The organism is Rhodococcus sp. T2V (genome assembly GCF_029269925.1).
GTDB lineage: Bacteria > Actinomycetota > Actinomycetes > Mycobacteriales > Mycobacteriaceae > Rhodococcus_F > Rhodococcus_F koreensis.
Map to the genome: position 1 here is coordinate 19,965 of NZ_JARJBD010000075.1, position 24,643 is coordinate 44,607.

Sequence of the window (24,643 nt, forward strand, 5' to 3'; positions counted from 1 at the left end):
AACGGATAGCCCGCAGCAATGCTGTCAGAGGGGAATTAGCCCTCAGCAGCACGGATCGCAATTGTGCGATCGGAGAGGTAAACCCGTGCAAAGCCTCGCCCAGACGGCGACGCGAATCGTGATCAGACTGGCGGAGCCGTGCTCCCCGGTGCCAGGGAGCGTCCCCCGGTCGGTCACCGATTGCGAAACCGCCGACTGGGGAGGCGAGAACAGATCACCACGCATGCCGGTAGCACCGCAAGGGTTTCGTCGGGGTCGGAGGCACGAATGCGTCACACTGGGCGAGAGTGCCCGGCGGTGGCGGTGGCAGTGGTCGTTGTGCGGGGGCACGCTGTTCGGGTTGTGTTCATAGCGTCGTTCCGAGATCGGTGAGGGATCGCTCTGGCGGCCGGTTTAGTCTCGGCGCATGTATGCGCGAGCGAATCGTCGGACGGTGTTGCTGGGGCTGCTCGGCGGTGCTGTGGCTGTTGCGATGCAGAGCTACGTCGACCTCGGCGGCCCCGTGGACGCTGAGGCGTCGCCGATTCCCGGGGTCCCGGACGGGGTGATCCCCGACGGATGGCTTCCTGCCCCGCCCCCGCCCCCGCCCCTGCTGCCGGATACGGCGGCGATCGCGGCGAAGTATGCGGGTGCCGTACCGCACGAATGGGGTGTCGCGGTCACCGGCACCGCCACCAGGCTCGCGGCGGCGGAGCATCGGATCGCGCTGACCTTCGACGCCTGCGGTGGACCTCAGGGCGATGGCGTCGATGCGGATCTGCTGGGACTGCTCGAACGCGAGAGGCTGCCGGCCACCGTGTTCGTGAACGGCCGCTGGATCGATGCGAACCCCGGGCTCACCGCGCAGCTGGCGGGAAACCCACTTGTCGAGCTGGCGAACCACGGGACCCGGCACCTGCCGCTATCGGTGACCGGGAAATCCGCGTACGGCATCGCGGGCACCAGGTCGCCGGCGGAGGTGATCGACGAGGTGTGGGTGAACCACAACCGGCTGCTCGAGATCATGGGCCGGCCGCCGCGGTGGTTCCGCCCCGGGACGGCGCATTGCGATGAGGTGGCGGCGGCGATCGTCCGGGATCTCGGCGAGCAGGTGGTGGGATTCACGGTGAACGGCGATGCGGGGGCCACCCTGCCCGCCGCGAAGGTGCAGGCCGCGGTCACCTCGACGGCGCCCGGTTCGGTGGTGATCATGCACGTCAACCGCCCGGCGGGTGCCACCGCTGAGGGTCTCGCTGCTGCGGTGCCGCAACTGCGTTCGGCGGGCGTCGAGTTCGTCACCCTCAGCGGCGCCGGAAGCCTGGCCTGATCCGGCCGAGTTCCGGGCTTCGGTGCATGGTCGGAGAACGGCGGCGGACTGCTCACCAGGGTCGCGGTTCCGAGCGATTGCTCGACGATGGCGGCGTTCCCATGGTTCGGCGTCGGATGCTCGACGACTGCCTGGGCACGGTCGCGGCCCGATCCCGGCCGAGCACGGTGCCGGCCCACCGCGTACGACCGAGGGTGTTCTTCGTCCTGATCGGAAAGTCGCCGGAGGGGTCACCGAGGCGGACATGCCGACGTTCAACGGTTACGGAGGTCATCTCGCCGTGTGGGGTGCCGCGGTGCGGATCGGTGCCGGTGTGGCGGGGTATTCGCGCGGACGATTGTGCGCCGTCAGGCGGCGGTCACCGGGCGGTGCGAGCACCGTGATTGTGGTGCGGTAGGCGTAACGTCGGAACTGGAGGCTGCGGTGAAGTCGAGGGTGTGGACGGGGCCATCCCGGGGGAGGGGGAGATGGGCATGTGGTGGATCCGCGTGCACGTTGTCGCAATCTCCAATTCGCGCTGATCATTATGGTAGAGAGGGCGTTTCGGATGATTCGTTTCCTTCTTCGGGTCGTGGTCTTTTTGGGGTCGGCGGCGATCGGTTTGCTGGTGGCGCAGTGGCTCCTGCCGGGGGTTTCGATTGCTGCGTCGGGATTTGTCACCGCGGTGGTGGTGTTTGCGGTGGCGCAAAGTGTGCTGTCTCCGTTCATCGGGAAGGTGGTGGCGCAGAACGCGTCGGCGTTTCTCGGTGGTGTCGGGCTCGTGTCGACGTTGGTGGCGTTGGTGATCGCATCGCTGGTCGGTGGTTTGAGTATCGATGGGTGGCGCACGTGGATTCTGGCGACTCTGGTGGTGTGGCTGGTGACCGCGGTGGCCACTCTGGTGCTGCCGTTGGTGGTGTTGCGTAACAAGAAGTCGGGTGCGTGAAGGGACGGCGGGGCGCGTAAGAGGCGATTTCGGGTGTCGTGGACTTCGTGCCGCGGGCGCCTTGCGGCCGTCGGTGCGGGCCTGTGGTGGTGACGGCCCGCCACCGTAGTGTGGTTAGCGCCGCGCGCTCCCATTCTCGGGCGGTCTCGACCCCGTGGGCCGGTACACATTGCGACTCGCGATCGGCCAATGGGGCAGCGGTCAGCACTGGTAAGTTGCCCCACCGGACTGGTCGTGCTGAGGATCGTCCTCATTGGCCTACTCGCGCTCACGGCCACTCGAACTACTCATCCGCCCGGCCCGCACATCCGCCCCGCCGACGGATGCTACGCCAGCGCCTTCTCCTTGATCGCCCGGAACACTTCGCTATCGAGTTTGTCTGATGGCCGTTTGATCTTGATCCGCGTCCGACCTCTGTTGTGGCGAGTGTCCGTCGCAGGGCCGATGGTACTGACTCCGCGGCTGATTGGGACGATCTAGCGGGGTGGTGTGTCGGCGGCGGTATGTTCGGCGCCGGGGTGCTGATGTTGGAGAGGCGGCGGGTGCGTTCGGATCCGTGGTGGCCGGCGAGGTGACCGGATTGTTCGAGGGCGGCGTCGACCATGGCCGGGTTGCGGGATGCGCCGCCGCGGATCAGCCGGGTGATGAGGCGGCACGCTCAGCAACGGACAACTCGCATGTGATTCATCCGCCGTTGCGTCGTTCACGCGCTCGCGAATCGCTGGGCTCGGCGCCCCGGTGAGGGACAATCTCCGCATGCCGAAAGTGCGGTGGCGCGAGGCGCCCGAGGAACACGATTACCCGGCGGCTGCCGCGTACCTGGACCTGCTCACCTCCCGGGATACCGTCGAACGTATCGTCGCGGGTTTGAGGACGGCTCCGGTCACAGTCCACAAGGCCAAGGACATCCTGCGCGCCTCGCGGCTGCGGTTGCTGCCTGCGGACAACGCGCATGTGGCCGCCGACCTGCGGAAGATCGAAGACGGCACACCCCTTTCACCCATCCTGCTCGTGCGTGGCGATCTGGCGGCAGGCACCGCACTCGAAGTGGCAGATGGTTATCACCGCGTGTGCGCGAGCTATCACACCGATGAGAACACGCAGATTCCGTGCCGGCTGACGAGTGTGCCGCCGACGAGCTGAGGTCCACCGATGTCGTTCGAGATCCTCGCCCTGATCTCGGCGGCCGCCCTGGCCGGTCCGTTGCTCGCGGTTCGTCGGGAGTGGCACCTGCCGGTGATGCTCGGCGAGTTGCTCGTAGGGATTCTTCTGGGCACGACGGGTGTCCGATGGATCCACCCGGAAGATCCCACCTTCACCTTTCTCGCGGACATCGGATTCGCGCTGATCATGTTCGTTGCCGGCACCCATGTACCCGTCCGCGATGCGACCATCCGGCCGGCTCTCACACAGGGCACCGCGCGGGCTGCGATCGTCGGGGTCCTCGCGGCGGCAGCCGGGTTCGGGATCGCCCGGGCATTCGGCACCGGCCATGCGGCCCTGTACGCGGTCCTCATCGCGTCGTCGTCGGCCGCCCTGGTGCTTCCGCTGATCGACTCGTTGCGGCTCGAGGGCACACCGGTGGTGCAGACCATGGCCCAGGTCGCGGTCGCCGACACCGCGTGCATCATCGCTCTTCCACTCGTGATCAACCCCGCCCAGGCGCCCCGCGCCGCGATAGGTGCTGCCGCCGTGGCCGCGACGGCGGCACTGTTCTACGCGTTCCTGAAGTATGCGGACGGCCGCGGCTGGCTGCACAGTCTGCACGAGGAATCGAAGGACCGCCGCTTCGCGCTGGAGCTGCGGATCAACCTCGGCGTGCTGTTCGCCCTTGCGGCGCTGGCCGTTCACACCCACGTATCGATCATGCTCGCCGGTTTCGCGCTCGGGCTGGCGGTCGCGGGCGTGGGCGAACCGCGGCGGCTGGCCAAGCAGCTGTTCTCGATCACCGAAGGGTTCCTCGGTCCCCTGTTCTTCGTGTGGCTGGGCGCCTCGCTGAACCTGCGTGACCTCCGCGCGCACCCTTCGCTGATCCTGCTCGGCGTCGCGCTCGGACTCGCAGCGGTTGCCGTTCACTGCGCGATACGACTTTTCGGGCAGCCACTGGCCCTTGCCGCATTGGCCTCGGCTCAGCTGGGTGTCCCGGTCGCGGCGGCGACCATCGGAGAGCAATCGCATATCCTGCAGCCCGGTGAACCCTCGGCGCTGATCCTCGGTGCCCTCATCACCATCGGCGGCACCACATTCGCGGGTGCAATGGCGGCACGCCACGGTTTCGCTTCGCGCTCCGCTGCGAAACCGGGCCAAGGACCAGAGCGCCGGTGATCACCACGGGGGGTGAATCGCGAGGTCCATCAGCCCGGTCTTGAAGCCGTTTATGGTTGTGCCTCCGGTTCGGTGTCTGGGTTGGTGCACAGTGCTGCGGCGAGTTTGGCGTCGGCGAGGTCGAGGAGCGTTGGGAGTGCGTGGGTGTCGATGTCGATGTCGAGGTAGGTGCATATCTGGTCGTCGGCCACGCCGGCGTCGCGTAGCCGCAGCGCGAGGGAGTAGGGGTGAGGCAGTCGCCGTAGCGCCTGCTCGCGGGGTGTCAGTGGCGTGCTCATGGTTTCAGGGTGCGTTCGTCGCGCATGGTGGGGTGGAGTAGCCGGCTACTCCAGTTGGTGACCGCGACCGGGAGGGGGCTGATCGCCGGTGACGATGGCGCCGAGGTCGTTACGGCCGGAGACACCGGTTTTGAGGGAAGCGCGGTGGAGGTGTCCTTCGACGGTGCGGACGGACAGGGTCATTTTCTCGGCGATCTGTCTGTTCGACAGTCCTTGGGCGGCGAAGGTGATGATCTCGCGTTGCCGGGCGGTCAATGGCGACGGCTGCTGCGCTTCGCGGAGGGCGGGTGTATCGGCGCCGTCGCAGGTGTCGGCCAATCGCTGGGCGCGGGCGGCGGCGGTGAGGGCGGATCCGTTGCGCTTGTGATGGCGGTAGGTGACGGCGGCGTGCGCGGCGGCGTCCATCGCGGACAGCAGATCACCCATGTCCTCGAACCGGCGTGATACATCGAGGAGACCGTCGGCGTCGTTGGCGGCCAGCGCTGTTGCGTGCCGGGCGGCCGCGGGGGCGCGGGGACCGTCTACCTGGCCGGCGAGTTCGTGGAGGCGGTGGGCGGTGGTGGTGTCGCCAAGGCGGGTGGCGGTGTGCAGGCACATCACCTCATGGGCGTGCTGGTCATGGTCGGCTGCGCAGTGGGCGCCGCGGTGCGCGAGTGCGACGGCTTCGGTGACGGCACCGGTGGCGGCGCAGACCCAGGCCCTGGTCAGGAGGTAGTCCGGCTTCAGATAGGGGACTGGTGTGGGGCACCAGACGTCGAGGGCGCGAAGGGTTTCCGTTGCGCTTGCGCCGTCTCCGGACAGCGCTTGGGTTTGGGCCAGTGCGCAGTACCACGCTGTGGGGATGTAGCCGTGGGCGATTCCCGCGGAGGTGAAGCGTTGTTCCAGGTGTTTCCGTGCCGCTCCCAGGTGTCCCGACGTGAGTTCGTCCTGCCCTTTCAGCAGGGCGGAGAAGCGTTGCGCGAAGCCGGGTGCATCGGCGCATTCGTTGCAGATGCGTGTGGTGACTGCGGTGGCATCGCGGAGGTAGCCTGCGAGCCGTAACCCCCGGGTGTGGAACTCGCTGTAGGGGAGCCGAACGGAGGAAACCAGCGGGGAGCCGGTCATGAAGTTGTAGGTGCGGTCGGCGTCGGGCGTGAGCTCGGATGCCTTTCCCATGTCCCCCTGGGCGATCAGGAGGGCACCCAACGCCCACATGCGGGCCAGCTCCGGAAGGTTCGGTGTCTGCAGCGCGGATGTTGCGGCGTCGACCGCGTCGAGGGGGCGCGCGTTGTATGCGTGGACGATCGCCAGACCCGCCACCAACTCGCCGTGCGCTTGGGGTGTCGTCGTCATTTCTCGCGTTTCGAGGAGCACAGCTTCGGCGTGCTCGGGGCGGCCGAGTATCCACAACAGATTCGAGGACCGGAGGAAGGCTGCCTCGACGCGGTCCTCGTCGGGGAGCGGCCAGGTGAGGACCTGGGTGAGGACCTGTTCGGATTCCTCGCCGCGGGAGAGGATGGTCAGGGCGACGGACAGGATGAGGTGGGTGTCGTAGTCGGCACCGTGTTCGATGGCCGCCTTACACAGGCCTACTGCGAGGTCGGCATCGAACAACGACAGTGATGCCAACGCGGCGTCGGTGAGGAAGTCGGGATCGACAGTGAGCCCGGCGTCGAGTGTGAGGACGGCGCGGCGGACAAGGTCGCGGGCATCGGAATCTTGTGTGGCGTCAAGGGCTTCGGCGATTGCACCTTGTAGCCGCCGTAGCCGTAGTGGTGTGGCCCCGGCGCGGCGAGCTTCGCCGTAAAGCGGGTGCGACAACCGCACCAGGTGCCGGTCGCTGCGGCCGACGGCGATCAGCCCGGCAGTGTGAGCATCCTCGACGGCGTCGGGATCGGTGAGGTCGGCCAGCATTTGTTCCGGCAGTGGTTCACCGACCGCCAGGACGTCGAGGACGGCGCCGACGGCGGGGGGAAGGGCGTCGAGTTGAGCGCCGACGAGGTCCGCCAGTCCCGGAGAGACGGTGGGGGGACCATCCCACCCCCACACTCCGGCATTGAGTCCTGGTTCCTGTGGTCTCGGGGCAAGTCGTCCGGTGACCAGTTCCTGTTCGACGAGGTGGCGCACGTACAGGGGGTTGCCGCGGGTGATGGTCCACAGCCGGCGGGCGGCGTCCGGGTCGAGCGGGCCGCCGACAACCCCGGTGACCAGTTCACCGGTTTCCTCCTCCGAAAGTGGTTGGAGTTCGATCCGCTGGAGGTGACCGTCCTTCCACAAAGCACTGAGTGCATCGGGCACCGGTTTACCGGTGCGAACGGTGACCACGACCGGGGCGAGGCGCCGCTCGACGAGTTGGAGCACCACGAACGCGGACAGATCGTCGAGAAGGTGTGCGTCATCGATTCCGATGACCGTCCTTGCGCCAGCGGGGTGGTCCGAAAGGTGATCGATAACACTGTGGACAACGGACATCGTGTCCGCAGTGCCGACGTCGGTCCACTCGGCAAATGCTCCGAGCGGGAGCGCCCGGGCGGAGGCGGTGGCTCGCGCCCACCGCGATGTCCAGCGTCCGGGGTGTACCTCGTTGAGCGCTCTGCGGGCCAGACGGCTCTTGCCCACACCGGCGGTGCCGGCGATTACGATTCCGCGGTAACCGTCGGCTCCGGTCACGGCGGCGTTGATCAGGCGTCGTTCCTCCGCACGCCCGACCAACGGCCAGACTCTGGCCACCTCCTGATCGTAAGCAGGGCAGCTGTGAAAAAGCGACCACCAGGTTCGATTTGTGATGGCCGAGCTCAAACGGGTGTACGTGTTTCCCGCTGTCCGTGGCACGGGTGTGGCGCGGGCGCTGCTGCGCCGACTTCTCGAGGATTCACGTAGGGTCGGCGCGGTGCTCGCGATCGCAGTGAAATAGTTCCTGGGAACGTCCTGTCCGCTTCAGGTGCGGCAGGTTATCGAGATGATTGTCGCACCTGAAGCGGGTTTCGGTCAGACAGCGCAGAGCCCCGCGATGGGGATTCCGATGAGCGGGATGAACAGCAACGGTGCGCATGCGCCACCGAACGGTCCGAGCATGACGGGATGGATTGTCTCGGGCGCCGGTGGTGTCGGGGCCGGTGCTGCTGCTGCGACACCGGAGCCAAACGCAATGAGGGGTGCGATTGCGGTTGCTGCGATCGCGGTGCGAAGTGTGTTCTTATTCATTGGTCGCTTCTTTCTATTGTTGGAGCGAGGGTGTGCTGAGGGCATTCGAAATTCCGGGGTGTGGCCGTAAGCGGCTGTGCTGAAGTCTGTTTGGGTGTGACATCGCCTCCTGTGGTGTGGGTGAGTGGCTGGGGTAGTTCAGGCGGGGGTCAGTGCGGTGTCGAGTTGGTGCGGTGCGGCGTGGATCCGTGACGAGTGCTGTCGGTTGCAGGTGGTGGTGTGGTTCTTCCAGAGCTGTCGTGTGTGGTGGCGGCAGATGAGTGTGAGCGCGTGGTGGGTGAGGGATCGATGATGCGGGTGGAGGAGCCGTGTCGTGAGCGCGCGGCGTTCGGGTTCGAGTGTGTCGGTGAGCCAATAGGTTTCCCGGGCGAGCTCGGCCGAGCGGGTGGTGCGGAAAACGTGGTGGAACCAGCTTTTCCATTCGATGTCGGTGATGGTCGCGGCCAGGATGGGTGCGAATTCGGTTTCTTCGTGGTCGAGGTGGGGGAGCAGGATGGTGCAGAGTCGTTCGAGTGCGCCGCGGAGGTCGTCGCGCACGCTGACAGCTCCTGAGCGCTGGTAGGCATGGGCGGTGTGTTTGACGGTTTCGGCGGCGTGGTGGATGCGCGCGTGGCCGAGGGTCAGCTGGTCGAGCAATGGTGCCGCGGAGGGTGTTCGCTGGCGGGCGAGCGGCCACAGGCAGGTCTGTTCGGTGGTGTGGTGGCGTTCGAGGAAGGCCAGGGTCCAGGTGAGGTGGTCGGCGAGTGCGGCGCGGCGGCGGGCGCCGAGCGGGGGCCGGCTGCTGAGGGCGTCGAAGGTGCGGCCGAGGTCGCGGCGCAGGGCGTCGTGGATGATGCCGATCAGGTGGGTGTCGACTGGGTGAGCCGGGGTGGTGGTCATGGCGAGTGCTCCTGGGCTGTGGTGCCGTACTGGGTGACGCCTCGTGTTGGTACAAGAAGCGTGCGCGCAGGCACGGGCATGGCCAGGAGTGGTGGAGTACCCCACCTGAGCGGTGGATGGTGCCGTAGATACTCCACCCGCGACGGGCTACGTGCGGGTGTACGGAAACCGGAGACGCGGCGGTTCACCGATGTGGTCGGGGTGGGTGCGTTCGGTGGGCCGGGACCGGATCGCCGTCCTCGTCGAAGAACAGGGCTCGCGCACTGCTTCTTCATGCCGTCGGTTAGGTGCTGTATCTGGCCGGTTTCCCGGAACGCGAATGCCGGAACGCGAATGCCAGGACGTGACGGGCGGGGATCGAGTCGAGGGAGGGCTGAGGGATCTTGGTTGTCGGTTCCCGCCCTGCCAGAGGGTGTGAGCCTACGGTGTACTCGGGTGTGGAATCGATGAGTGTCGGCGCGTACCGGTGCCGCTCGGCTGGTTCTGCGAGTGCGAGAGGCGGTCGATGACGGATTCGAGCGCGGATACCGCGCGGGTCTCGGTTTGGACGCTGCTGTGGCTGGCTATTGGCATCGTGGTGACGATGTTCGCGGTCTCCACTGCCTTCTCCGTGTACGGGAGGTTGGCGGTCCGGGCAGCCGTCGACGACCTGTCTCCGAGCAGCTGCTGCCCGCGCAGCAGGCGGTGGCCGAGCTGACCACGTCCTATGTGGACCAGGAAACGGGAGAACGCGGGTTCGCCCTGACCGGTGATCCGCAGTTCCTCGAACCCTATGACGCGGGCCGGCGTGACGAAACTGCACTGCTCGCGATCGGCCGGGCCCGGCTGGCCGGTGCAGGCGGCCTCGACGTGTTCGACGACTCCCGTCCTGCTCCCTGGAGTGGTCCTTCACGGTCCGAACGGCTACCCCGCCGGACTCCTCTGGATATGCGACCGAACGTCCCACCGCGTTGTGCGCGTGCTGGGGGATTGCCCCGATTGTGGTGGCGGCTGTCGGATCCTTCGCCCGGCGTTCAAGAATTCGGCAAGGATTCGATCAGGCCGATCTTCCAGGCTTTTCCTTGTCCGCTTCCCCCGACGAGACAAAGAACGCATCTCATGTCGATCACCCGCATCACCACCGTCGCCCGCACCCTCACTCTGGCCGCCGTGATCGGCGTGAGTGCCCTCGGTGCTGCCACGGCCGCCAACGCACAATCCGCCACGTCGATCTCCGCCCAGGACGTGACGTTCCTCGACGGTATGGCCGACGAGGGGATCACCTTCACCACTCCCGGCGCCGGGGTTGAACTCGCCCAACACATCTGCGGTGAGTTCGGGGATGGTGCCAGCTTCGAGGAGATTGCCGCCGAAGGTTTGGAGAACTCGTCGCTGTCCGCTTACGACGTCGGTTACCTTATCGGTAGTTCGGTGGCGGTGTATTGCCCTGGGTACACCGACGAGCTCCCGGTCTGACACCGGTGCTGTGCCCCCGCCCCGGGTCGGTGCGGGGGCGTCTGTGGTTGGTGCGTGTAAGTGGGGGTGGAGTGGTTGCTCTGTCGGGACGTCGGTACCGCCCGTGCCGGCGGCGGAATGACATGATCGCGGGCAGTAGGACCATCCACTTCGGCACCGATATTCCCGACAATGCGAGCACTGCTGGCTCGCTGCAAGGCCAGCGGTGACGGTGGGAATAGGAAGCACGTCGCATCCTCAAACGCAGACTCTCGGACCTCGTCTTCACTGGCCGCAGATCTCTCACTAATGGTCATCGCGGTGACGGGCCCGACCGGAGGCGGGAGATCGAACGCCGCTCCAGGTCATGAGTGCGGCGGAAATTGCGGCGGGTAGTGCATTGGCGGTGGCTGGTTGACGCGAGCGCGGCGGACCATGGTGACGATCACAGTGACGATGCCTGCGAGGACCAGCACGGCGCCCGTGGCGATAGCCAACAGCAGGTAGGTGAATTCGCCGGCCGTGACGTACCCGCCGATGCCGTAGCGAACGTCGGAGGGGGCCCCGGAGCAGCGGATCGTGTAGTCGCCGCTGTCTTTGACCGTGAAGGAGAACGCCGGTCGCCACTGGGTGACGGGGATGTTGAAGTGGGACCGGCTCAGGTACGGCGTGTCCTCCCGCGCGAGGAAGGGTTTCGCGGCGCTTACCGAGCACCTGATGCTGCTGTCGGACGTCGTGTTGGTGTACATCGTGTCGGTGTAGATCGTTTTCGATCCGCCGGCGTCCACGTGCACCATCGTGGCTTGGTCGTTCCCGAAGCTGTGGTCGTCGGTCGGGGCCCTGCCTGTCAGTTGAACCGCCAAGACGACGGACGCGGTGATGGTGACGAGCACGCCGATCGCGATGAGCGCCGCGCCGACTGCGTACCCGAAACGGCGCGGGCGCTGCTGAGATGACATGGCGTTAACTCCTTCCCACCGGAATGGTACTCGAGCTAGTTCACGCCATTGGTGCCTTCACAGGCGACCTGCTGCCACGGACCCCTCGACGCGGTCGCCCTATGGACCGCAGCTCCAACCACCAGCGTGACACTATCCGGCCCCTGTAGTGCGCAGGCCCGCTTGGGCCCTGGGCGTCGCCGTCTGGGTGCCGGCCGGGACCAGCTACGTCAATCGATCCGCAAAATTATTGTGGCTGTTCTTATTTGGGGATTCGGTGGTGATGCGGTATGTACACGAGGACGGCGACTGCTGCGAGGCCGACGCCAAGGACGATCAAGCCCACGGTAGGTACTTATGGGTCCTTCTTGCGTCCGGAATTGGTCGAGGCCGAGTCGACGCTCACCGTTCAATCATCGCGCGTCCGGCACCTTCATGGACGCGTTTTCAAACTCCGTTCGAGAGGCTAACCGAAGTCTTTCCGCACGAGGTGATTTCGCACCAGCTGGCGTAGACCAAGTACGGGGACGCCGCCCGCACGCACGCGCCGGTCGCGGTTAGCGTTGATGCCTTCGCCCAGGACACCCAGCCAGAGAGGCCGGGGTGACGGATTGACGCGGCGACCGGGGGAGCGCAGGCCTTGGGGTATGAACGCTGCGGAGGAAGCCCGCCAGATTTCGCAGGTCACTGTCCGGTTGCTGAATAAGTTCCCGGCCGCGTCGCGGGAGGCGGTTGGGAGCGCGGTGGGGGAGGCGGTCGCCCATTTCGCGGGGTGCCCGATTCGGGATTTCATTCCGTTGCTCGTCGAGCGTGCAGTGACCGCGAAGCTCGGCTCGTTGCTCGAGGCATGACCCGTCGACACGACGGCGGACGACTCGGACGTGGCGCAGGCGCGGATCTTCCTTTGGCCAGCTGGACGCGGAGATCACATCATCACGGTGCGCATCGAGACCGTCGACGCCCTCACCGAGTGCGCGCGGCGGGCCCACCGGCTGACCGACCGGCTGCGCGGCGAGGCCGCTGCCCGCGTGCCGAGTTGTACGAGGTGCATCGGCTGATCGATGCGATCGTGTTCCGGTTTCCCGAGGTGATGACCCGGGACGCATCAGCACGTCACTGAACTGACTACCCGGACATGGTGCTCGGGTCAGATGCCATTGGCCTTGCGGGGCCGTGCGAGGACCCCGCCACCCTGCCTTCTGTGTGCAGGGGGTTCCGTTGTTCACGGGCGCCGGCGCCGGCGCCCGCGCTCACCGCCCGCGTTCGTTCCGTTGATGCGGTGACGACAGAGTTGTCCTGGCGGCGAATTCTGTGGCGAACGACCGTCCCCGGAGCGGCGCGTCGACGATGATCACACCTGACGCCGGCCAACCGCACCGAACGGCGGGGTGGCGGAGGGGTGGTGGGCATGTTCGTCCTGGTCTGTCACGCGCACGCGGGGGAGAAGAGGAGCTGGCACGGCCCCGATGCGGGCCGCCCGCTGAGCACCCTCGGGTACTGGCAGGCCCGGAGCCTGGTCGCCGCGCTGGACGGCATCGAGCTACGGGCCCTGTTCGCCAGCCCCACGACCCGCTCGTCAGACGCTGCTGCCGCTCGCCGCGGCGCGCGGGCTGCGTATCGACGATCACCGGCTGCTGGCCGTGGACCGACCACCCGATCAGCTGTTCGCGGTGCTGGCGGCGGCGGAGGCCGACGGAGTGGTGTTCTGTACCTATGGGGAGGTCCTCGACGCCTTGGCGGATCCCGCGCGGGCACGGGACGCGGCATGGGTGCCGCCGGCGGCGTCGACTGCGAAGGGTGGTACCTGGATCGTCGACCGCCGCGACGGTCGGACCACGACATTCCAGTACATCGCGCCCGCCCCACCGAACTGACTGAGACTCGGCAACCCGGCCTGGTCGGCGGGCGTCATGGTGTTCGGAGGCTGAAGCCGACGCCACGCACGGTGCGGCTGCGGTGCGGGGCACCGTGGGAGTCGAATTTGCTGTAGGAGCTGATGCACGTCGACAGGGAGTTCCAGACGGTCTGGAGTACCCAGCCGCGGCCGACCTCCCGATCGGCGTTCTGCGAGAGAGATCCCTGGACTGGACGGTGCGACGCGGCGAAGAAAAGGCACGCACCCTCGCGTCTGCCTCCTTCGCACCCGCAGGGCGCCGAGCGCATCACCTTGTTTGTGCCCGAGTATGCCCACATCATGGGTGACCTGGGGGAGCATCATGCGGCCGTATGAGGTCGTGGCGACGGGAAACAGGCGCTCGGTGCCCGGCAACTCTCGTGCTGCAGCGGCAGTCGGGCGGGAGCGCGCCCTAGGCGATGAGCCGCGACCTGCGAGGTCAGCCGCGGCTGTGGGTCATGGTGCGGAGAAAGATGCGGAAGCTGGTGGGGAGCCGGTGGTCTCCGGCCGGGTCGCGGACGAAGAAACTCCGGCCGGCGGTGCGGGTGAGCAGGCGGGTGATGGCGAGGCCGGGGGTCCCGTCGGTGGTGAGCTTGAGCAGGGCTGTGCGGTCGGTGTCCTCGAGATGGGCCCAGAGACTGTGGTAGCTGATCTGCTGGGGGTGGACGGCGGTGGTGGCGGGAAGCCCACTAGGTGAAGGTGACGTGTCGGATCAGTGCGGTTCCGGTCGGGGCGGTGGTGCGGAGTTCGAGGTTCGTCGATCGGTGGGTGCCGCGTTCGGTGAGTTCGGTGGCCGCGATGTCGAGCAGGTCCTGTGGTGGGCATGCGGCGGGGAGGTCGAGGACCAGCCGGCAGATTCCCATGGGGCCACGATAGGTGCCGGAGGCGATCCGGCTGGGTGAGACCGGTGCACGTCGGATGCCGTAGCGTTCGATTGGTGGCGTGGGGGTTGGCATAGAAAATGTCGTGCGTCGCGGTGGGAGGGGTGAGTGTGATCAGGGCCGTGCTGGTGTCGGCGGGGGTGGGCTGTGTGGTGTTGGGTGGTGTGTCCGGTGTCGCGTTTGTAGTCGGGCTCGGCGCGATGACGGCGGCGGCGACGGCCGTGGTCGCGGTGACCACTGCCGGATTCCTCACGGCGGGTGCGGTGTTGGTTGCCCGCGGGAACGCTCATCGACCGGAGCCGCCGCAGGTGGATCCCGTTTCCGGTGTCGCTTCCAGTGTGCCCGCCGATCGGACGCCGTAGACACGGCGAGCGGGGCGCAGATCCCGATGGGCGTGGTCTGCGGCCGCTGATGGTCTCGGCGTTTCCTGTCGGGGCTTCGCTGACTGGCTGCCGGTTGCGGCTGCGGTGGGTTCTCGAGTGTGGGTGCAGCCCAGCGGCTGACTTCATTTATCCGGCTGTGTCATTCGCGCGAATGGCAGTCGGATGTCGGGGCGGTGTGGGTGCGGTGGGACCGGTTTGGCTTGCCGGGTCTCGACGACCCGGGAAATCGTGTCCTATGTGTCCGATTCGATTGCGGACGATCCGGACATATAGGGCGCGTCTGCCTTCTTCTGTTGGGGCCCGGCGATTTTGAGCAGCGGAGTGATCAGCGACACATCCATTGACAGCCGGCGGGTTCGGGGTCTGTACTTACCGAGCCCATACTTGTAGGGCAGCCTAACCTTCTTTTCGCTGGTCGCTGGTCGCTGGTCGCTGGTCGCTGGTCGCTGGTTGATGTGCGGGACGGGGGCCATCCACCGTGTGCGAGGGGGCGCGGTGACAATCGAAAAGGAACACATTCTCGTGGCTTCATCGCTCTCCCGCCGTATCGTCGGTGCCGGCGCGATCGCCGGATTCTCCGCTCTGGCCCTGGTTGCGAACCCCGCCATCGGCTCGGCCACGGTCACCGGGTCGTCGACGGTGACCAACAGCGCCACCACCATCACCGTTGTACTTCACGACATCGCGACCACCGAGGCGCTCAATCACTGTGAGGCGCAGATCTTCCCCTTCGACGCTGCGGTCTACGACAAGACCGCCCGGGTCGACGAGATCAAGTACCCCGGTTTCACCGGCGGTGAGTCAACGGGCACCTCGATCGAGCTGCCGGCGGGTACCTATGCGGTGATCACGCAGTGCAAGGAGGGTGCGAGCACCAACCCGTACGTCAAGCTCGGCCCGGTCGCGCAGGTGACCTTGACCGGGACCCCGGCCCCGAGCGGTACCGGCAGCCTCGGCGACCTGGGCCTGGATGATCTGCTCGGACTCCTCGGCGGGCTCGGCGGCTAGCAACAACCGGGTCGCCGTCGCTCGTGCGGAGACGACGACCACTTGCTCGGCCTTTCGCCGGCCGGCGGCCGCCCGCGGACTGCGCGAATGTTGTTCAGCGACGTCCCGGTTGAGTGACCGACAGTCCGGTGGGGGCGCCGGACCGTCGGTGCCCAAGGGGGGTCGGGCCGCGGCGAACGAACGACTCGGACATGGAAGAGCCGGGACAGGCAGGGCGAGGGGGCCTGGCTGGATCGGGGTGTTCGGCACGATGGACGTGAGGTGGTCGATCCAATCGGATTGCACTCCGCGCACCTGACAGTGCGTCAGGCGTCTTGATCGGGTCGAGCCAACCCGCAGGTGCCGAGGCAACGGCCTGACCGGGGACCCTGGCGGGATTTGATTGTCGATTCGCTGGTGCCGCCGATGGGTCGTTCCGGTGCGGGGTTATCGCGGTGATGTGTCGATCCGGGTCCACTCGCGGGCCCATTGCCGCATCCGGGTCCGGGTCAGTAATGCGTGTCCGAGTGCGGGGACGAGGGCGATGCCGCCGGATCCGAGGGCCCATGCTCCGCATGCGGCGGTCACGGCCACCACTGTGTCGTCTCGGTTGCTTCGGATGGGGCCGGTGAGGTTGCCGTCGGTGTCGACGCTGATGGTGATGGTCTGCCCCGCCGTCGCGTTGGCTTCGGTGGGTACGACGGCGGTGTGGTCCCCGGTGGGCGTCGACCAGCGGACTCGGGCACTGTCTTGGCGGTGGCTGGGTCGAGGTTCGTCATCGGGGGTGTCGGGTGTGGGGTGGGTGTTCTCGAGCAGGACTGCGGGTACTTGGTGCAGGCTGGTGCGCTGTGCTTGGGTTTGTTGTTCCAGCCGGCTGTGTGTAGCGGTTCCGTATGCCGCGGCGAACGGTATCAGCAGCAATATCAGCGTGGCGGCGAGTAGCACGAAGGTGGCCTCGTAGCGGTCGCTCCGGCGCATCAGGTGGTTGCGGCTCCACGGTCCGAGTCGCCACCAACGGATCGGGGTGGGTGCCGGCGCTGGTTCCTCCCGACGCATCATCCGACCTCCGGCGGGATTGCGTTTCTCCCCTTTTAATTGTGCGACGGAATCGGGTGCGGCGCATCCCCGTGTCTGGTGGTTGTGGGCACCTCCAACCCTGAGGCGGGGCTGCGGGCGGTGCACGATGAGCGAGCCACGCAATCGCGAGATCGTCCGTCGATGTCCTCGCCGCACGAAGCCATCGCTGTCCGTTGTCCCCGCTCATGTCGGGGCGGGGACAGCGGCGGCTGTTGCGAGGTTCGAGCCCCCGGCGACGGTGGGTATCGGGCGTTGAGGTGCGACGAGAGTCGTCATCTGAATACCGCATCGAGATTGTCGGAAAGTGTTGTGCGACTGATTGAATTGCCCCTGCCGTGGCCCTTTTCTGGTGGGTTACCGCACGCGACGACTCTGCTACTCCGGACGCGTCATCGCGCGCCGTGGAGGCCGAAGCGACCGCTACGAGGCCACCCTCGATACTCGCCGCGGTCACCGCGCAGTGCGCAGGAAGGTCGCAATGGTTGCCGTCGCCGCGGCGATTGTTGGACTCGGCGGCCCGCGGCGCTCGGCTGCGGCGGCGGCGGCGTTGTCGAGGACTGAGCGGCCCGAATCCGGTGTGAGGGCCCCTGCCCCTCGTGCCGCGGCCGAGACGGCGACCGGTCCAGGGCATAGATGACATGCTCCGATCATCAGGCGGTATGACTGCGGATGTCGATCGATACGATGACCGGGGCGAGGTGAGGGTGTGCCAATGTGCCAGGTCCGGCGGTGGTGGGCTGTTGGGGGCGGTGGGTCGGCATCGTCGCGGTCGCCGAGCCCCGGGAAACGCGGGCATGACTTCCAGATCCCTAACCTCGAAGTGGGCGCATGCGCGCCTCGACACGGGTGCCTGTCGGGGGAGCCGGTCGCGGCCGAGGGGCAGATGCGGGCGCGGTCCGGCGGCGGTACGGGAGATCGGCGACCGGCTCACTGACCGGATGAGAAGGTGGGTGCATCGGCACGTGCGCGGCGGTCACCGCGCCACGGCTGTTCGATATCGACGTTTGGGCGGACTCGGTGGTCTCCAGTGTCCGGCGCCGCAGGCTGCGGTGGGCGTACCGCACCGAGCGAGTGGGGGGACCGAAGGTATGTCGATCATTGCGGGCTGCGGGAAGGCCGGCTCCGCCGAGCTTTTGGTTGGACAAGCGGCGGTCGGAGTCGACGGACGGTTCGCCCGGTTCCTGAGCCATGAGCGGAAACGAGGAGGGTGCGCTGGCGTGGATCGGGATCGACTTGTCGGCCGTACCGGGGGATGTGCGCATCCTCGTCTCTGTGGGGCGGTGTCGGTACCGATCCCTCGCCCTGCACGCTCAGGTCGGCGGACACTGGACCTTGACACAATCGCGAGGCTTCCCTCTTGCAAAGGAGCACCGATGACTGACACCGCCGTCGACGCCGCAGCATCCGTCCAAGTGACCGAGTACTGGGTGGTCGAGGTGGACCGCCACGATGGGGCGTGTTGCACATTCGGGCCGTTCTCCGCCGAGGCGGCCTGGGCCAGAATGGAACACCGGACCGCGCCCACCCGGTTCGCCGCCGTAGTAGGGAAACGATGAGCATCAAGGACAGCGGCGACGACCTCCTTCGCATCGCGGACGGCCCGGATGGGAGACAACGCGTTCGGGGGCGGGGCGGGTCAAGGAAAGTGACGTTGTGTCGCGTGGTCCTGGTCGTCGTGGCACTGCTGGCGATGCTGCTCGCATATGTAGTAATTGCGATGTCCTGGGCCTCGTACCGGCGCTGACATCGTGCTTCTATGTGCCCCAGAATTCGAACGGCTGTCAGCGAAAACGGGCATTCAGGCCGCCGCTGGCGGCGGCGGACGATGGCGTCGGCCGGGTGCGCACAAAGCATGAGTGACCACGGACATCGAGACCCTGCACAGTCTGAATGCGAATGTCGCGTGCCAGGGCTCGCTTCCCTCGGTCCGTGCGTGACGACAGCCCCGACCTACGTGCATACGTTTGGCGGTTGTCTCACTGAAGTTCGGTCAACAGTGTGGTGAGGGTCTGGTTCTCGGCCGTGGGGTCGGGTGTGCTCGCCCGCATGACTTTGAGGACGTTGTCGATCCGCCCGTCGAGGACGGTCCAGGCGGTGGCGTCGAGGGGGCGTAGGGTCGCCTCGTCGTCGTCCCACGCGGTTTCGAGGTCCTTGATCCGGGCGGTCGCGCCGGTCTGGTCGCCGGCCTGCACTTTCGCGAGCGTGTCCTGGGTGATGGTGCGGAATTTCGTGATCTCTGCCGCCGGAAAATGTGCTGTCACCTGCCCGGGGGTGAGTGTCGTGGTGACGGGGTCGGTGCCGGTTTCCTCCTCGCTCGCGATGGTTTCGTGCGGCTGCCCGGCGGCCCAGATGAGCAGGGCGCCGGTGGCGACGCCGATGACGGCGTAGTACCCGAGCATGAGCCGCTCGCGGCCCGGTGTGGTGGTCACGGTGGCGGTGAAGGTCCGTTCGTGCTCTTCGATGACGTCGCCGCGGGTGAGCGTGAGGTACACGACCGTGGCGAGGATCGCGAGAAGGAAGACCACGCTGGTCAGCGCGGTACCCCAGCCGAGTCCGTGATCGGTCGACGGGGACGCGAGCCAGTCGCCGAGGTTCGCACCCAGCGGGCGAGTCAGGATGTATGCGAGCCAGAAGGAGAGCACGGCGTTCGCGCCGAGTCGCCAGCCGATCGCGATCAAGACGATCACCCCGGCCGGCAGGAGCACCGAGATGCCGGGTCCCCAGCCGGTGAGCTCGAGTACCCAGTCACCGATTGCTGTGCCCAGGGCGAAGGTGACCAGTACGGCGAGCCAGTAGAACACCTCTCGCGGCGTGGTGACGATGCTGTGGATCGACAGGGTCCGCTCACGGGCGAACCACACACCGAAGACGACGGCCAGGACCGCCGCGAAGACGCTCGTGCTCACCGCGAGCGGGACGCCCAGGGAATCGGTGAGGATGTCGGTGTAGAGGGTGCCGGTCACGCTGAGCACCACGACCGCCAGCCAGTAGACGAACGGCACGTACCGGTTCAGGCGCAGCTGCCATCCCAGCACCGCGGCGAGGACGACCGTGAAGATGAGCGCGGTGGTGTTCAGACCGAGACCCAAGGTCATGTTGATCCAGTCGGCGAAGCTCTCACCCACGGTGGTGCACAGGATCTTGATGATCCAGAACCACACCGTGATCTCGGGGACCTTGCTCAGCATCACACGCCGGGTCGTGGCGGAAGCAGACTTCGTTGACTCGGTCATGACCCCCGACCGTAGGGGGATCGTGCTGAAGACACGCTGAGAGTCGGTGACGGCGACCAGACGAAAGCGGGAGACGACAGCGGGACGAGCACGGCAACGCCATCGTGCTGTCGGCGCACGGTGATATGCCCGGCACACCGCGCCTGGCGGGTCCCCCAGCTGCTCACCCTGCTGCCACAGGGGTGGGACGTCGGTGGATGCTTCTCAGCGTGTCCACAGCATCGTCCGCGCACCCTGATGGGTAGATGCACCGCAGACGGGAGGCATCGATGAGCAGTGCACGAGATCGTTGCGTGGCCACGCTGTCGGTGGGTGCCGCCCTCTTTGTTGTCACGGCGACCCTGGTGACCGGCTGCTCGGGTGCGGGCCCGACCACTCCCGGACCGGATGCGGCTGCGCCGGGCGACATTCCGGACGATCAGGCCTTTGTCGAGGTGACCCCGTTTCCCGGGTTCGCGGTCACGGTGCCCGAGGGGTGGGCGATGACGGCGGCGGGGCCGGCGGTGACGTTCACCGACAAATTGAACGCGATTACCGTCGATTCACGGTTCGCGGCGACGGCCCCGTCCGAGACCGCGGTGCACCAGGACGTCGATCAGCAGTTCGCTTCTGCCGCCGGATATGTGGCGGGCACCGTGACGTCGGTGACCCGGCCGGCCGGCCCTGCGGTGGAGGCGACCTACCGGATCGCCGGGCCGACCAATCCCGTCTCGGGGAAGTCCGTCACGGATGAGGTGGAGCGGTACGAGTTCTTCCGCGACGGCCAGCTGGTGACCTTGACGTTGTCGGCTCCGGTCGGGGCGGACAACGTCGATCCGTGGCGCACGGTCACCGATTCCTTCCGGTGGACCCCGTGACCGTCGACCCCGGAGATGAGGTGATCACCGCCGTGGAGCTCTACCGGTTCTACCGCGCCGCAGGCGAGGAGACGCTGGCGCTGCGCGGAGTGTCGCTGGGGGTTCGCGGGGGTGAGATGGTCGCCGTGGCGGGCCCCTCGGGATCTGGTAAGTCCACGCTGCTGGCGTGTCTGGCGGGTCTGGACGAGCCCGACGGCGGGATGGTGCGCGTGCACGGCGAAGCGCTCAGCCATCGACCCGAGACCGTCCGCGCCCGACTCCGCGCCGACCACATCGGGGTGCTGTTTCAGCAGGACAACCTGGTCGAGCACCTGACCGTAGCCCAGAACGTGCGCCTGGTACGCCGACTGGTCGCTCCTCCAGGCCGAGTGCCGGCGCCGGTGCCTGATCTGCTGTCGCGGCTCGGGCTCGCAGCGGTGGCCGATTCGTATCCGTCCTCGCTGTCCGGGGGCGAGACGGCCCGTGCCGGGCTGGCGGTCGCCCTGGCGAACGATCCCGTCGTGGTCCTCGCCGACGAACCGACCGGGGAGCTCGATCCCGCGTCCGAACATGCGGTGCTCGAACTCCTGCGGGCGTGGTGCCGGCGCGGGGCAGCGGTGCTGGGCGCCAGTCACAGCCCGGCGGTGCGGGCGAGGGCGGACCGGGTGATCGAACTGGTCGACGGCCTGGTGCTGCGATGAGCACCCTGCCGGGCAGTGCCGCAGCCGGGCCGTTGCTGCGGTGCCGGGATCTGAGCAGGGTCTTCGGGTCCGGGCGCACCGCGCGGGTGGCGGTCGACTCGGTGAGCGCCGACATCGACCGCGGTGCCCGCATCGCCCTGACCGGCCCGTCCGGCTCGGGGAAATCGTCCCTGATCCACCTGTTCGCGGCCCTCGACGCCCCCAGCGCGGGGCACATTTGCTGGCCGGGGCTGGGCGCCGATCCCCGCCGCGACCGCACCCGCATCGGGGTGGTCTTTCAGGCCCCGAGCCTGATTCCGGCCCTCGATGTCACCGAAAACGTGGCGCTCCCTCAGGTTTTGGCCGGCCGCTCAGACACCGCGGCTCGGGCGCGGGCGAGGACCGCGCTGGCTCGGCTGGGGCTCGAACCGCTGGCCGGGCGGCTTCCGGAGGAACTGTCCGGTGGGCAAGCGCACCGGGTTGCGCTCGCCCGCGTGCTGGCCGGCACCGCGCGACTCGTCCTGGCGGACGAGCTGACCAGGCAACTCGACCACCGCACCGGCGCCGAGGTCCTCGACGTGCTGTTCGAGACCGTCGACATGCTCGGCGCCGCCCTGGTCGTGAGCACCCATGACGACACGGTCGCCGGGCGCTGCCCGGTCCGGTGGTCGATGCGCGGCGGCCGCCTGCAGATCCGGTCACCGACCACCCCGGTCCCTCCCACGCCATGAGCACAGGTCTGGCCCTGGCGGGGATGTGGCTGACCGGCTTGCTGCGCCGCCGCCGCGGCAGACTCCTCGGCGCCGCCGCCTGTATCGCGATCGCGGTCAGTCTCCTCGCCGCCCTCGGCGGGTTCCTCGCCGCGTCCAAGGCCACCATGACCGACCGGGCCACCCGGGCGGTCGCCGTCGACTGGTGGATCCAGGTGCAGCCCGGCGCCGATCCGGGCACCGTCCTCGATCAGATCCGGTCCTATCCGGGGGTTCGGGTGGCGGACCCGGTCCACTTCGGTGACAGCGCCGGGCTCTCCGCCGCCGCCGGGGGCGGCGCCGTGAGCACCGGGCCGGCGGTCATAGTCGGTATCCCGGATCAGTACCGGCAGCATTTTCCCGGCACGATCCGCACCCTCAGCGGAGCTGACACCGGGGTGCTGCTGGCGCAGCAGACCGCATCGAATCTGCGGGCGACGGTGGGGTCGGTGATCACCGTCCGGGTGCCCGGCGGCGCCACCGCCGCCGAGACGGTGGCCGGGGTCGTGGATCTGCCGCAGGCGGATTCACTGTTCCAGACCGTCGCCGCCCCGGCCGCCGCGCAGCCGCAGGCACCCCCCGACAATGTGCTGCTGCTGCCTATCGCGGAGTTCGACGCCCTCTTCGCCCCCGGGCAGCGGGACGACCCGGCGGTGGTGCGTGCGCAGGTGCATGTCGCCCGGGACCGGAATCTGCCCCCGGATCCGGCCGCCGCCTACGCTGCCGACACCGGCGGCGCCCGCAACCTCGAGGCAACCCTCGCCGGCGCCGCACTGGTGGGGGACAACCTCGGTGCCACCCTCGACGCGGCCCGCCAGGACGCCCTGTATTCGCAGGTGCTGTTTCTGTTCCTGGGCCTGCCCGGTGTCGCGTTGTCCGCGGTCCTTGCCGCGGTGATCACCGCCGGCGGGGCGCCGCGCCGTCGCCAGGAGTGGGGGTTGTTGCGAGCCCGCGGTGCCGGTGGCGGGCAGCTCACCGCGATGGCGGGATCCGAGGCGGTGGCGGTGGGGCTGATCGGCGGTGTGGTCGGCGCCGGGGCCGGCATCGTCGTCGACCGCGTGGTGTTGGGTTCGCCGGTGTCCCTGTCCTGGTTGTTCTCGGCCGCCGCGGCGGGTGTGGTGCTGACGGCGGTCACCGTTCTCACTCCCGCCCTGCGTGATCTGCGGTTCTCGACGGCGGCCGCGGCCCGCGCCGCGATCGGCCGCACCCGGCGTCCGCTGTGGCGGCGGGCCGGGGTCGACTTCCTCGCGCTGGCCGCGGCGTTCGCCGTCTACCGGGTCACCAGCCGCGCCGGGTACGCCCTCGTGCTCGCGCCGGAGGGGGTGACCGCGTTGTCGGTGAGCTATTGGACCTTCGCCGGACCGGCGCTGCTGTGGATCGGGACAGCTCTGCTGACACTGCGGCTGGCCGATCTCACCCTCGGTAGGGGCCGCCGCTTCGTCGGAGCCCTGTTGGGGCCGTTGGCGGGCCCGCTGTCGAGCACGGTGGCGGCGATGCTCGCCCGCAATCGCCGCGCACTCGCCCGGTCGGTCGCGGTCGTGGCGTTGGCCGGGATGTTCGCCCTCTCGATCGCGGTGTTCAACAGCACCTACCGGCAACAGGCCGAGGTCGATGCCCGGTTGACCAGCGGCGCCGACGTCACCGTCACCGAACCGCCCACCGCCACCATCGGACCCGACCTCGCGGGCGAGCTGCGCCGGGTTCCCGGCGTCCGAGATGTCGAACCGCTCCAACACCGCTTCGCCTATGTCGGCGCGGACCTGCAAGACCTCTACGGCGTCGACCCCACCACCATCACCGGAGCGGCGCTGCTGCAGGACAGCTACTTCGATGGTGGTACCGCCGCACAACTGATGGACCGCCTTGTTGCCCAACCGGACGGGGTTCTGGTCAGCGCCGAAACCGTGGCGGACTTCCAACTTTCCCCCGGCGACCCGGTGAAGCTGCGGATCCAGGACGCCGCCACGACGGCATTCGAGACCGTGCCGTTCCGCTTCATCGGGGTGGTCACGGAGTTTCCGACGGCACCGAAGGACAGCTTCCTCGTCGCCAACGCCGCCTACCTCGCCCAGGTGACCGCGAACCCGGCGGTCGGCGCGTTCCTCATCGATACCGGTGGGGCGGACACCCCGGCGGTGCGCCAGGCGGTGTCCGATGCGGTCGGTATCGGCGCCACCGTCACCGATATCACCACGGTGCGCGGCACTGTCGGATCCACGCTCACCTCCGTCGATTTGCGGGGGCTGACCCGACTCGAACTGGGTTACGCCGCGGTCCTCGCCGCGGCCGGGTCGGCGTTGATGCTGGCGTCGGGGTTCGTGGAGCGTCGGCGCACCTTCGCCATTGTCACCGCGCTCGGCGGCACGCGGCGTCACACCGCGTCGATCGTGCTCGCCGAGGCCGCCGTCGTCACCGCCGGCGGGGCAGTACTCGGGGTGATCGGTGGTGTCGTCCTGTCCCATCTGCTCGTCGCGGTGCTGTCCGGGGTCTTCGACCCACCCCCGGCGACACTCGCGGTGCCCTGGGCCTATCTGACCCTGGTGGCCGCGGCGACGGCCGCAGCCATCGCCGCCGTCACCGCCGCCGCCGCGCACACGGCCGCCCGCTATCCGATCAGCGTGCTCCGCGAATAGCCGACCCGGCTGGCAGCGCGAC

General features: G+C 67.9%; 24 protein-coding genes and 2 pseudogenes. 18 read left to right on the forward strand and 8 right to left on the reverse strand.

Annotated elements, in window-relative coordinates; genetic code table 11:
* The first annotated feature begins 406 nt into the window (after positions 1 to 406).
* From P3H15_RS39735 to P3H15_RS39750, 4 genes are all read left to right on the forward strand, one after another.
* A complete protein-coding gene (locus P3H15_RS39735) occupies positions 407 to 1,306 on the forward strand; it encodes a polysaccharide deacetylase family protein (RefSeq protein ID WP_276142291.1) in 900 nt (299 codons plus the stop codon).
* A gap of 547 nt (positions 1,307 to 1,853) precedes the next feature.
* Entirely contained in the window at positions 1,854 to 2,231 is a 378-nt protein-coding gene (locus tag P3H15_RS39740) for a phage holin family protein (RefSeq protein WP_206016282.1), read from the forward strand.
* A gap of 756 nt (positions 2,232 to 2,987) precedes the next feature.
* Positions 2,988 to 3,374 (forward strand): hypothetical protein, encoded by a 387-nt coding sequence (locus tag P3H15_RS39745; protein WP_276142292.1) that lies wholly within the window; start codon positions 2,988 to 2,990, stop codon positions 3,372 to 3,374.
* 9 nt (positions 3,375 to 3,383) lie between these two features.
* On the forward strand, positions 3,384 to 4,556 hold the full coding sequence (locus P3H15_RS39750; RefSeq protein WP_276142293.1) for a cation:proton antiporter: 1,173 nt from the start codon (positions 3,384 to 3,386) through the stop codon (positions 4,554 to 4,556).
* Between the two features lie 50 nt (positions 4,557 to 4,606).
* Here the strand turns inward: P3H15_RS39750 and P3H15_RS39755 are convergent, their stop codons facing one another.
* Together P3H15_RS39755 and P3H15_RS39760 are read right to left on the reverse strand one after the other, a co-directional pair.
* Positions 4,607 to 4,834, reverse strand: a complete 228-nt coding sequence (locus tag P3H15_RS39755; RefSeq protein ID WP_276142294.1) for a hypothetical protein — start codon at positions 4,832 to 4,834, stop codon at positions 4,607 to 4,609.
* Between the two features lie 45 nt (positions 4,835 to 4,879).
* Entirely contained in the window at positions 4,880 to 7,543 is a 2,664-nt protein-coding gene (locus P3H15_RS39760; protein ID WP_276142295.1) for a LuxR C-terminal-related transcriptional regulator, read from the reverse strand.
* A gap of 55 nt (positions 7,544 to 7,598) precedes the next feature.
* Between P3H15_RS39760 and P3H15_RS39765 the strand changes: the two genes are divergently transcribed.
* Positions 7,599 to 7,727: a GNAT family N-acetyltransferase gene (locus P3H15_RS39765; protein ID WP_276142296.1), complete on the forward strand. Its 129-nt coding sequence runs from the start codon at positions 7,599 to 7,601 to the stop codon at positions 7,725 to 7,727.
* Positions 7,728 to 7,801: 74 nt separating this feature from the next.
* Here the strand turns inward: P3H15_RS39765 and P3H15_RS39770 are convergent, their stop codons facing one another.
* Both P3H15_RS39770 and P3H15_RS39775 read right to left on the reverse strand, forming a co-directional pair.
* Positions 7,802 to 8,017 carry a hypothetical protein gene (locus tag P3H15_RS39770; RefSeq protein WP_276142297.1) on the reverse strand — a complete coding sequence of 72 codons (216 nt, stop codon included), beginning with the start codon at positions 8,015 to 8,017 and terminating at the stop codon, positions 7,802 to 7,804.
* A gap of 138 nt (positions 8,018 to 8,155) precedes the next feature.
* Positions 8,156 to 8,896: a hemerythrin domain-containing protein gene (locus tag P3H15_RS39775; protein ID WP_276142298.1), complete on the reverse strand. Its 741-nt coding sequence runs from the start codon at positions 8,894 to 8,896 to the stop codon at positions 8,156 to 8,158.
* A 505-nt stretch (positions 8,897 to 9,401) separates the two neighbouring features.
* Between P3H15_RS39775 and P3H15_RS39780 the strand changes: the two genes are divergently transcribed.
* The 3 genes and pseudogenes from P3H15_RS39780 to P3H15_RS39785 all read left to right on the forward strand — a co-directional run bounded on the left by P3H15_RS39780 (position 9,402) and on the right by P3H15_RS39785 (position 10,351).
* Entirely contained in the window at positions 9,402 to 9,593 is a 192-nt protein-coding gene (locus P3H15_RS39780) for a hypothetical protein (protein ID WP_276142299.1), read from the forward strand.
* A gap of 11 nt (positions 9,594 to 9,604) precedes the next feature.
* Positions 9,605 to 9,661: pseudogene (locus P3H15_RS55580) on the forward strand (hypothetical protein); the annotation flags it as partial.
* 333 nt (positions 9,662 to 9,994) lie between these two features.
* Positions 9,995 to 10,351 (forward strand): DUF732 domain-containing protein, encoded by a 357-nt coding sequence (locus P3H15_RS39785; RefSeq protein WP_276142314.1) that lies wholly within the window; start codon positions 9,995 to 9,997, stop codon positions 10,349 to 10,351.
* A 344-nt stretch (positions 10,352 to 10,695) separates the two neighbouring features.
* On the opposite strand, the gene P3H15_RS39790 is transcribed toward P3H15_RS39785, so the two are convergent.
* Entirely contained in the window at positions 10,696 to 11,289 is a 594-nt protein-coding gene (locus tag P3H15_RS39790; RefSeq protein ID WP_276142300.1) for a hypothetical protein, read from the reverse strand.
* Between the two features lie 626 nt (positions 11,290 to 11,915).
* Between P3H15_RS39790 and P3H15_RS39795 the strand changes: the two genes are divergently transcribed.
* The gene (locus P3H15_RS39795) at positions 11,916 to 12,119 is read left to right on the forward strand and encodes a three-helix bundle dimerization domain-containing protein (protein ID WP_276142301.1); all 204 of its coding nucleotides are present in this window, start codon (positions 11,916 to 11,918) and stop codon (positions 12,117 to 12,119) included.
* Between the two features lie 557 nt (positions 12,120 to 12,676).
* Positions 12,677 to 13,142, forward strand: a pseudogene (locus P3H15_RS39800) (histidine phosphatase family protein).
* Between the two features lie 709 nt (positions 13,143 to 13,851).
* On the opposite strand, the gene P3H15_RS39805 reads toward P3H15_RS39800, so the two are convergent.
* Positions 13,852 to 14,025, reverse strand: coding sequence for a hypothetical protein (locus P3H15_RS39805; protein ID WP_276142302.1), 174 nt, complete (start codon positions 14,023 to 14,025; stop codon positions 13,852 to 13,854).
* 122 nt (positions 14,026 to 14,147) lie between these two features.
* Here P3H15_RS39805 and P3H15_RS39810 point away from each other — a divergent pair, with 122 nt between their 5' ends.
* Both P3H15_RS39810 and P3H15_RS39815 read left to right on the forward strand, forming a co-directional pair.
* Complete coding sequence (locus tag P3H15_RS39810; RefSeq protein ID WP_276142303.1) at positions 14,148 to 14,405, forward strand: hypothetical protein; 258 nt, start codon at positions 14,148 to 14,150, stop codon at positions 14,403 to 14,405.
* 543 nt (positions 14,406 to 14,948) lie between these two features.
* Positions 14,949 to 15,434 (forward strand): hypothetical protein, encoded by a 486-nt coding sequence (locus P3H15_RS39815; RefSeq protein WP_276142304.1) that lies wholly within the window; start codon positions 14,949 to 14,951, stop codon positions 15,432 to 15,434.
* Between the two features lie 426 nt (positions 15,435 to 15,860).
* On the opposite strand, the gene P3H15_RS39820 is transcribed toward P3H15_RS39815, so the two are convergent.
* Entirely contained in the window at positions 15,861 to 16,469 is a 609-nt protein-coding gene (locus P3H15_RS39820; protein WP_276142315.1) for a hypothetical protein, read from the reverse strand.
* A 1,394-nt stretch (positions 16,470 to 17,863) separates the two neighbouring features.
* On the opposite strand from P3H15_RS39820, the gene P3H15_RS39825 reads away from it, so the two are divergent.
* Both P3H15_RS39825 and P3H15_RS39830 read left to right on the forward strand, forming a co-directional pair.
* Positions 17,864 to 18,046 (forward strand): hypothetical protein, encoded by a 183-nt coding sequence (locus P3H15_RS39825; protein WP_206015633.1) that lies wholly within the window; start codon positions 17,864 to 17,866, stop codon positions 18,044 to 18,046.
* Positions 18,043 to 18,234, forward strand: a complete 192-nt coding sequence (locus P3H15_RS39830; protein WP_276142305.1) for a hypothetical protein — start codon at positions 18,043 to 18,045, stop codon at positions 18,232 to 18,234. The genes P3H15_RS39825 and P3H15_RS39830 overlap by 4 nt, the downstream gene beginning before the upstream one ends.
* A gap of 232 nt (positions 18,235 to 18,466) precedes the next feature.
* Here P3H15_RS39830 and P3H15_RS39835 read toward each other — a convergent pair whose 3' ends face one another.
* Positions 18,467 to 19,723, reverse strand: coding sequence for a hypothetical protein (locus P3H15_RS39835; RefSeq protein WP_276142306.1), 1,257 nt, complete (start codon positions 19,721 to 19,723; stop codon positions 18,467 to 18,469).
* A 269-nt stretch (positions 19,724 to 19,992) separates the two neighbouring features.
* Between P3H15_RS39835 and P3H15_RS39840 the strand changes: the two genes are divergently transcribed.
* From P3H15_RS39840 to P3H15_RS39855, 4 genes are read left to right on the forward strand one after another with little or no spacing between them, the layout of a single operon-like run.
* Positions 19,993 to 20,580 (forward strand): hypothetical protein, encoded by a 588-nt coding sequence (locus P3H15_RS39840; protein WP_276142307.1) that lies wholly within the window; start codon positions 19,993 to 19,995, stop codon positions 20,578 to 20,580.
* The gene (locus P3H15_RS39845) at positions 20,577 to 21,260 is read left to right on the forward strand and encodes an ABC transporter ATP-binding protein (protein WP_276142308.1); all 684 of its coding nucleotides are present in this window, start codon (positions 20,577 to 20,579) and stop codon (positions 21,258 to 21,260) included. Before P3H15_RS39840 ends, P3H15_RS39845 begins: the two co-directional genes overlap by 4 nt.
* Positions 21,257 to 21,970, forward strand: a complete 714-nt coding sequence (locus P3H15_RS39850; RefSeq protein WP_276142309.1) for an ABC transporter ATP-binding protein — start codon at positions 21,257 to 21,259, stop codon at positions 21,968 to 21,970. Before P3H15_RS39845 ends, P3H15_RS39850 begins: the two co-directional genes overlap by 4 nt.
* Positions 21,967 to 24,621 (forward strand): ABC transporter permease, encoded by a 2,655-nt coding sequence (locus P3H15_RS39855; protein WP_276142310.1) that lies wholly within the window; start codon positions 21,967 to 21,969, stop codon positions 24,619 to 24,621. The genes P3H15_RS39850 and P3H15_RS39855 overlap by 4 nt, the downstream gene beginning before the upstream one ends.
* Positions 24,622 to 24,643: the final 22 nt, after the last annotated feature.

What these genes read in the sequence shown, in the direction of transcription:
- P3H15_RS39735 (WP_276142291.1), top strand. Translation starts at nt 407, where the DNA reads ATGTATGCGCGAGCGAATCGTCGGACGGTGTTGCTGGGGCTGCTCGGC.
- P3H15_RS39740 (WP_206016282.1), top strand. Translation starts at nt 1,854, where the DNA reads ATGATTCGTTTCCTTCTTCGGGTCGTGGTCTTTTTGGGGTCGGCGGCG.
- P3H15_RS39745 (WP_276142292.1), top strand. Translation starts at nt 2,988, where the DNA reads ATGCCGAAAGTGCGGTGGCGCGAGGCGCCCGAGGAACACGATTACCCG.
- P3H15_RS39750 (WP_276142293.1), top strand. Translation starts at nt 3,384, where the DNA reads ATGTCGTTCGAGATCCTCGCCCTGATCTCGGCGGCCGCCCTGGCCGGT.
- P3H15_RS39755 (WP_276142294.1), bottom strand. Translation starts at nt 4,834, where the DNA reads ATGAGCACGCCACTGACACCCCGCGAGCAGGCGCTACGGCGACTGCCT.
- P3H15_RS39765 (WP_276142296.1), top strand. Translation starts at nt 7,599, where the DNA reads ATGGCCGAGCTCAAACGGGTGTACGTGTTTCCCGCTGTCCGTGGCACG.
- P3H15_RS39770 (WP_276142297.1), bottom strand. Translation starts at nt 8,017, where the DNA reads ATGAATAAGAACACACTTCGCACCGCGATCGCAGCAACCGCAATCGCA.
- P3H15_RS39775 (WP_276142298.1), bottom strand. Translation starts at nt 8,896, where the DNA reads ATGACCACCACCCCGGCTCACCCAGTCGACACCCACCTGATCGGCATC.
- P3H15_RS39780 (WP_276142299.1), top strand. Translation starts at nt 9,402, where the DNA reads ATGACGGATTCGAGCGCGGATACCGCGCGGGTCTCGGTTTGGACGCTG.
- P3H15_RS39785 (WP_276142314.1), top strand. Translation starts at nt 9,995, where the DNA reads ATGTCGATCACCCGCATCACCACCGTCGCCCGCACCCTCACTCTGGCC.
- P3H15_RS39790 (WP_276142300.1), bottom strand. Translation starts at nt 11,289, where the DNA reads ATGTCATCTCAGCAGCGCCCGCGCCGTTTCGGGTACGCAGTCGGCGCG.
- P3H15_RS39795 (WP_276142301.1), top strand. Translation starts at nt 11,916, where the DNA reads ATGAACGCTGCGGAGGAAGCCCGCCAGATTTCGCAGGTCACTGTCCGG.
- P3H15_RS39805 (WP_276142302.1), bottom strand. Translation starts at nt 14,025, where the DNA reads ATGGGAATCTGCCGGCTGGTCCTCGACCTCCCCGCCGCATGCCCACCA.
- P3H15_RS39820 (WP_276142315.1), bottom strand. Translation starts at nt 16,469, where the DNA reads ATGCGTCGGGAGGAACCAGCGCCGGCACCCACCCCGATCCGTTGGTGG.
- P3H15_RS39825 (WP_206015633.1), top strand. Translation starts at nt 17,864, where the DNA reads ATGACTGACACCGCCGTCGACGCCGCAGCATCCGTCCAAGTGACCGAG.
- P3H15_RS39830 (WP_276142305.1), top strand. Translation starts at nt 18,043, where the DNA reads ATGAGCATCAAGGACAGCGGCGACGACCTCCTTCGCATCGCGGACGGC.
- P3H15_RS39835 (WP_276142306.1), bottom strand. Translation starts at nt 19,723, where the DNA reads ATGACCGAGTCAACGAAGTCTGCTTCCGCCACGACCCGGCGTGTGATG.
- P3H15_RS39840 (WP_276142307.1), top strand. Translation starts at nt 19,993, where the DNA reads ATGAGCAGTGCACGAGATCGTTGCGTGGCCACGCTGTCGGTGGGTGCC.
- P3H15_RS39850 (WP_276142309.1), top strand. Translation starts at nt 21,257, where the DNA reads ATGAGCACCCTGCCGGGCAGTGCCGCAGCCGGGCCGTTGCTGCGGTGC.
- P3H15_RS39855 (WP_276142310.1), top strand. Translation starts at nt 21,967, where the DNA reads ATGAGCACAGGTCTGGCCCTGGCGGGGATGTGGCTGACCGGCTTGCTG.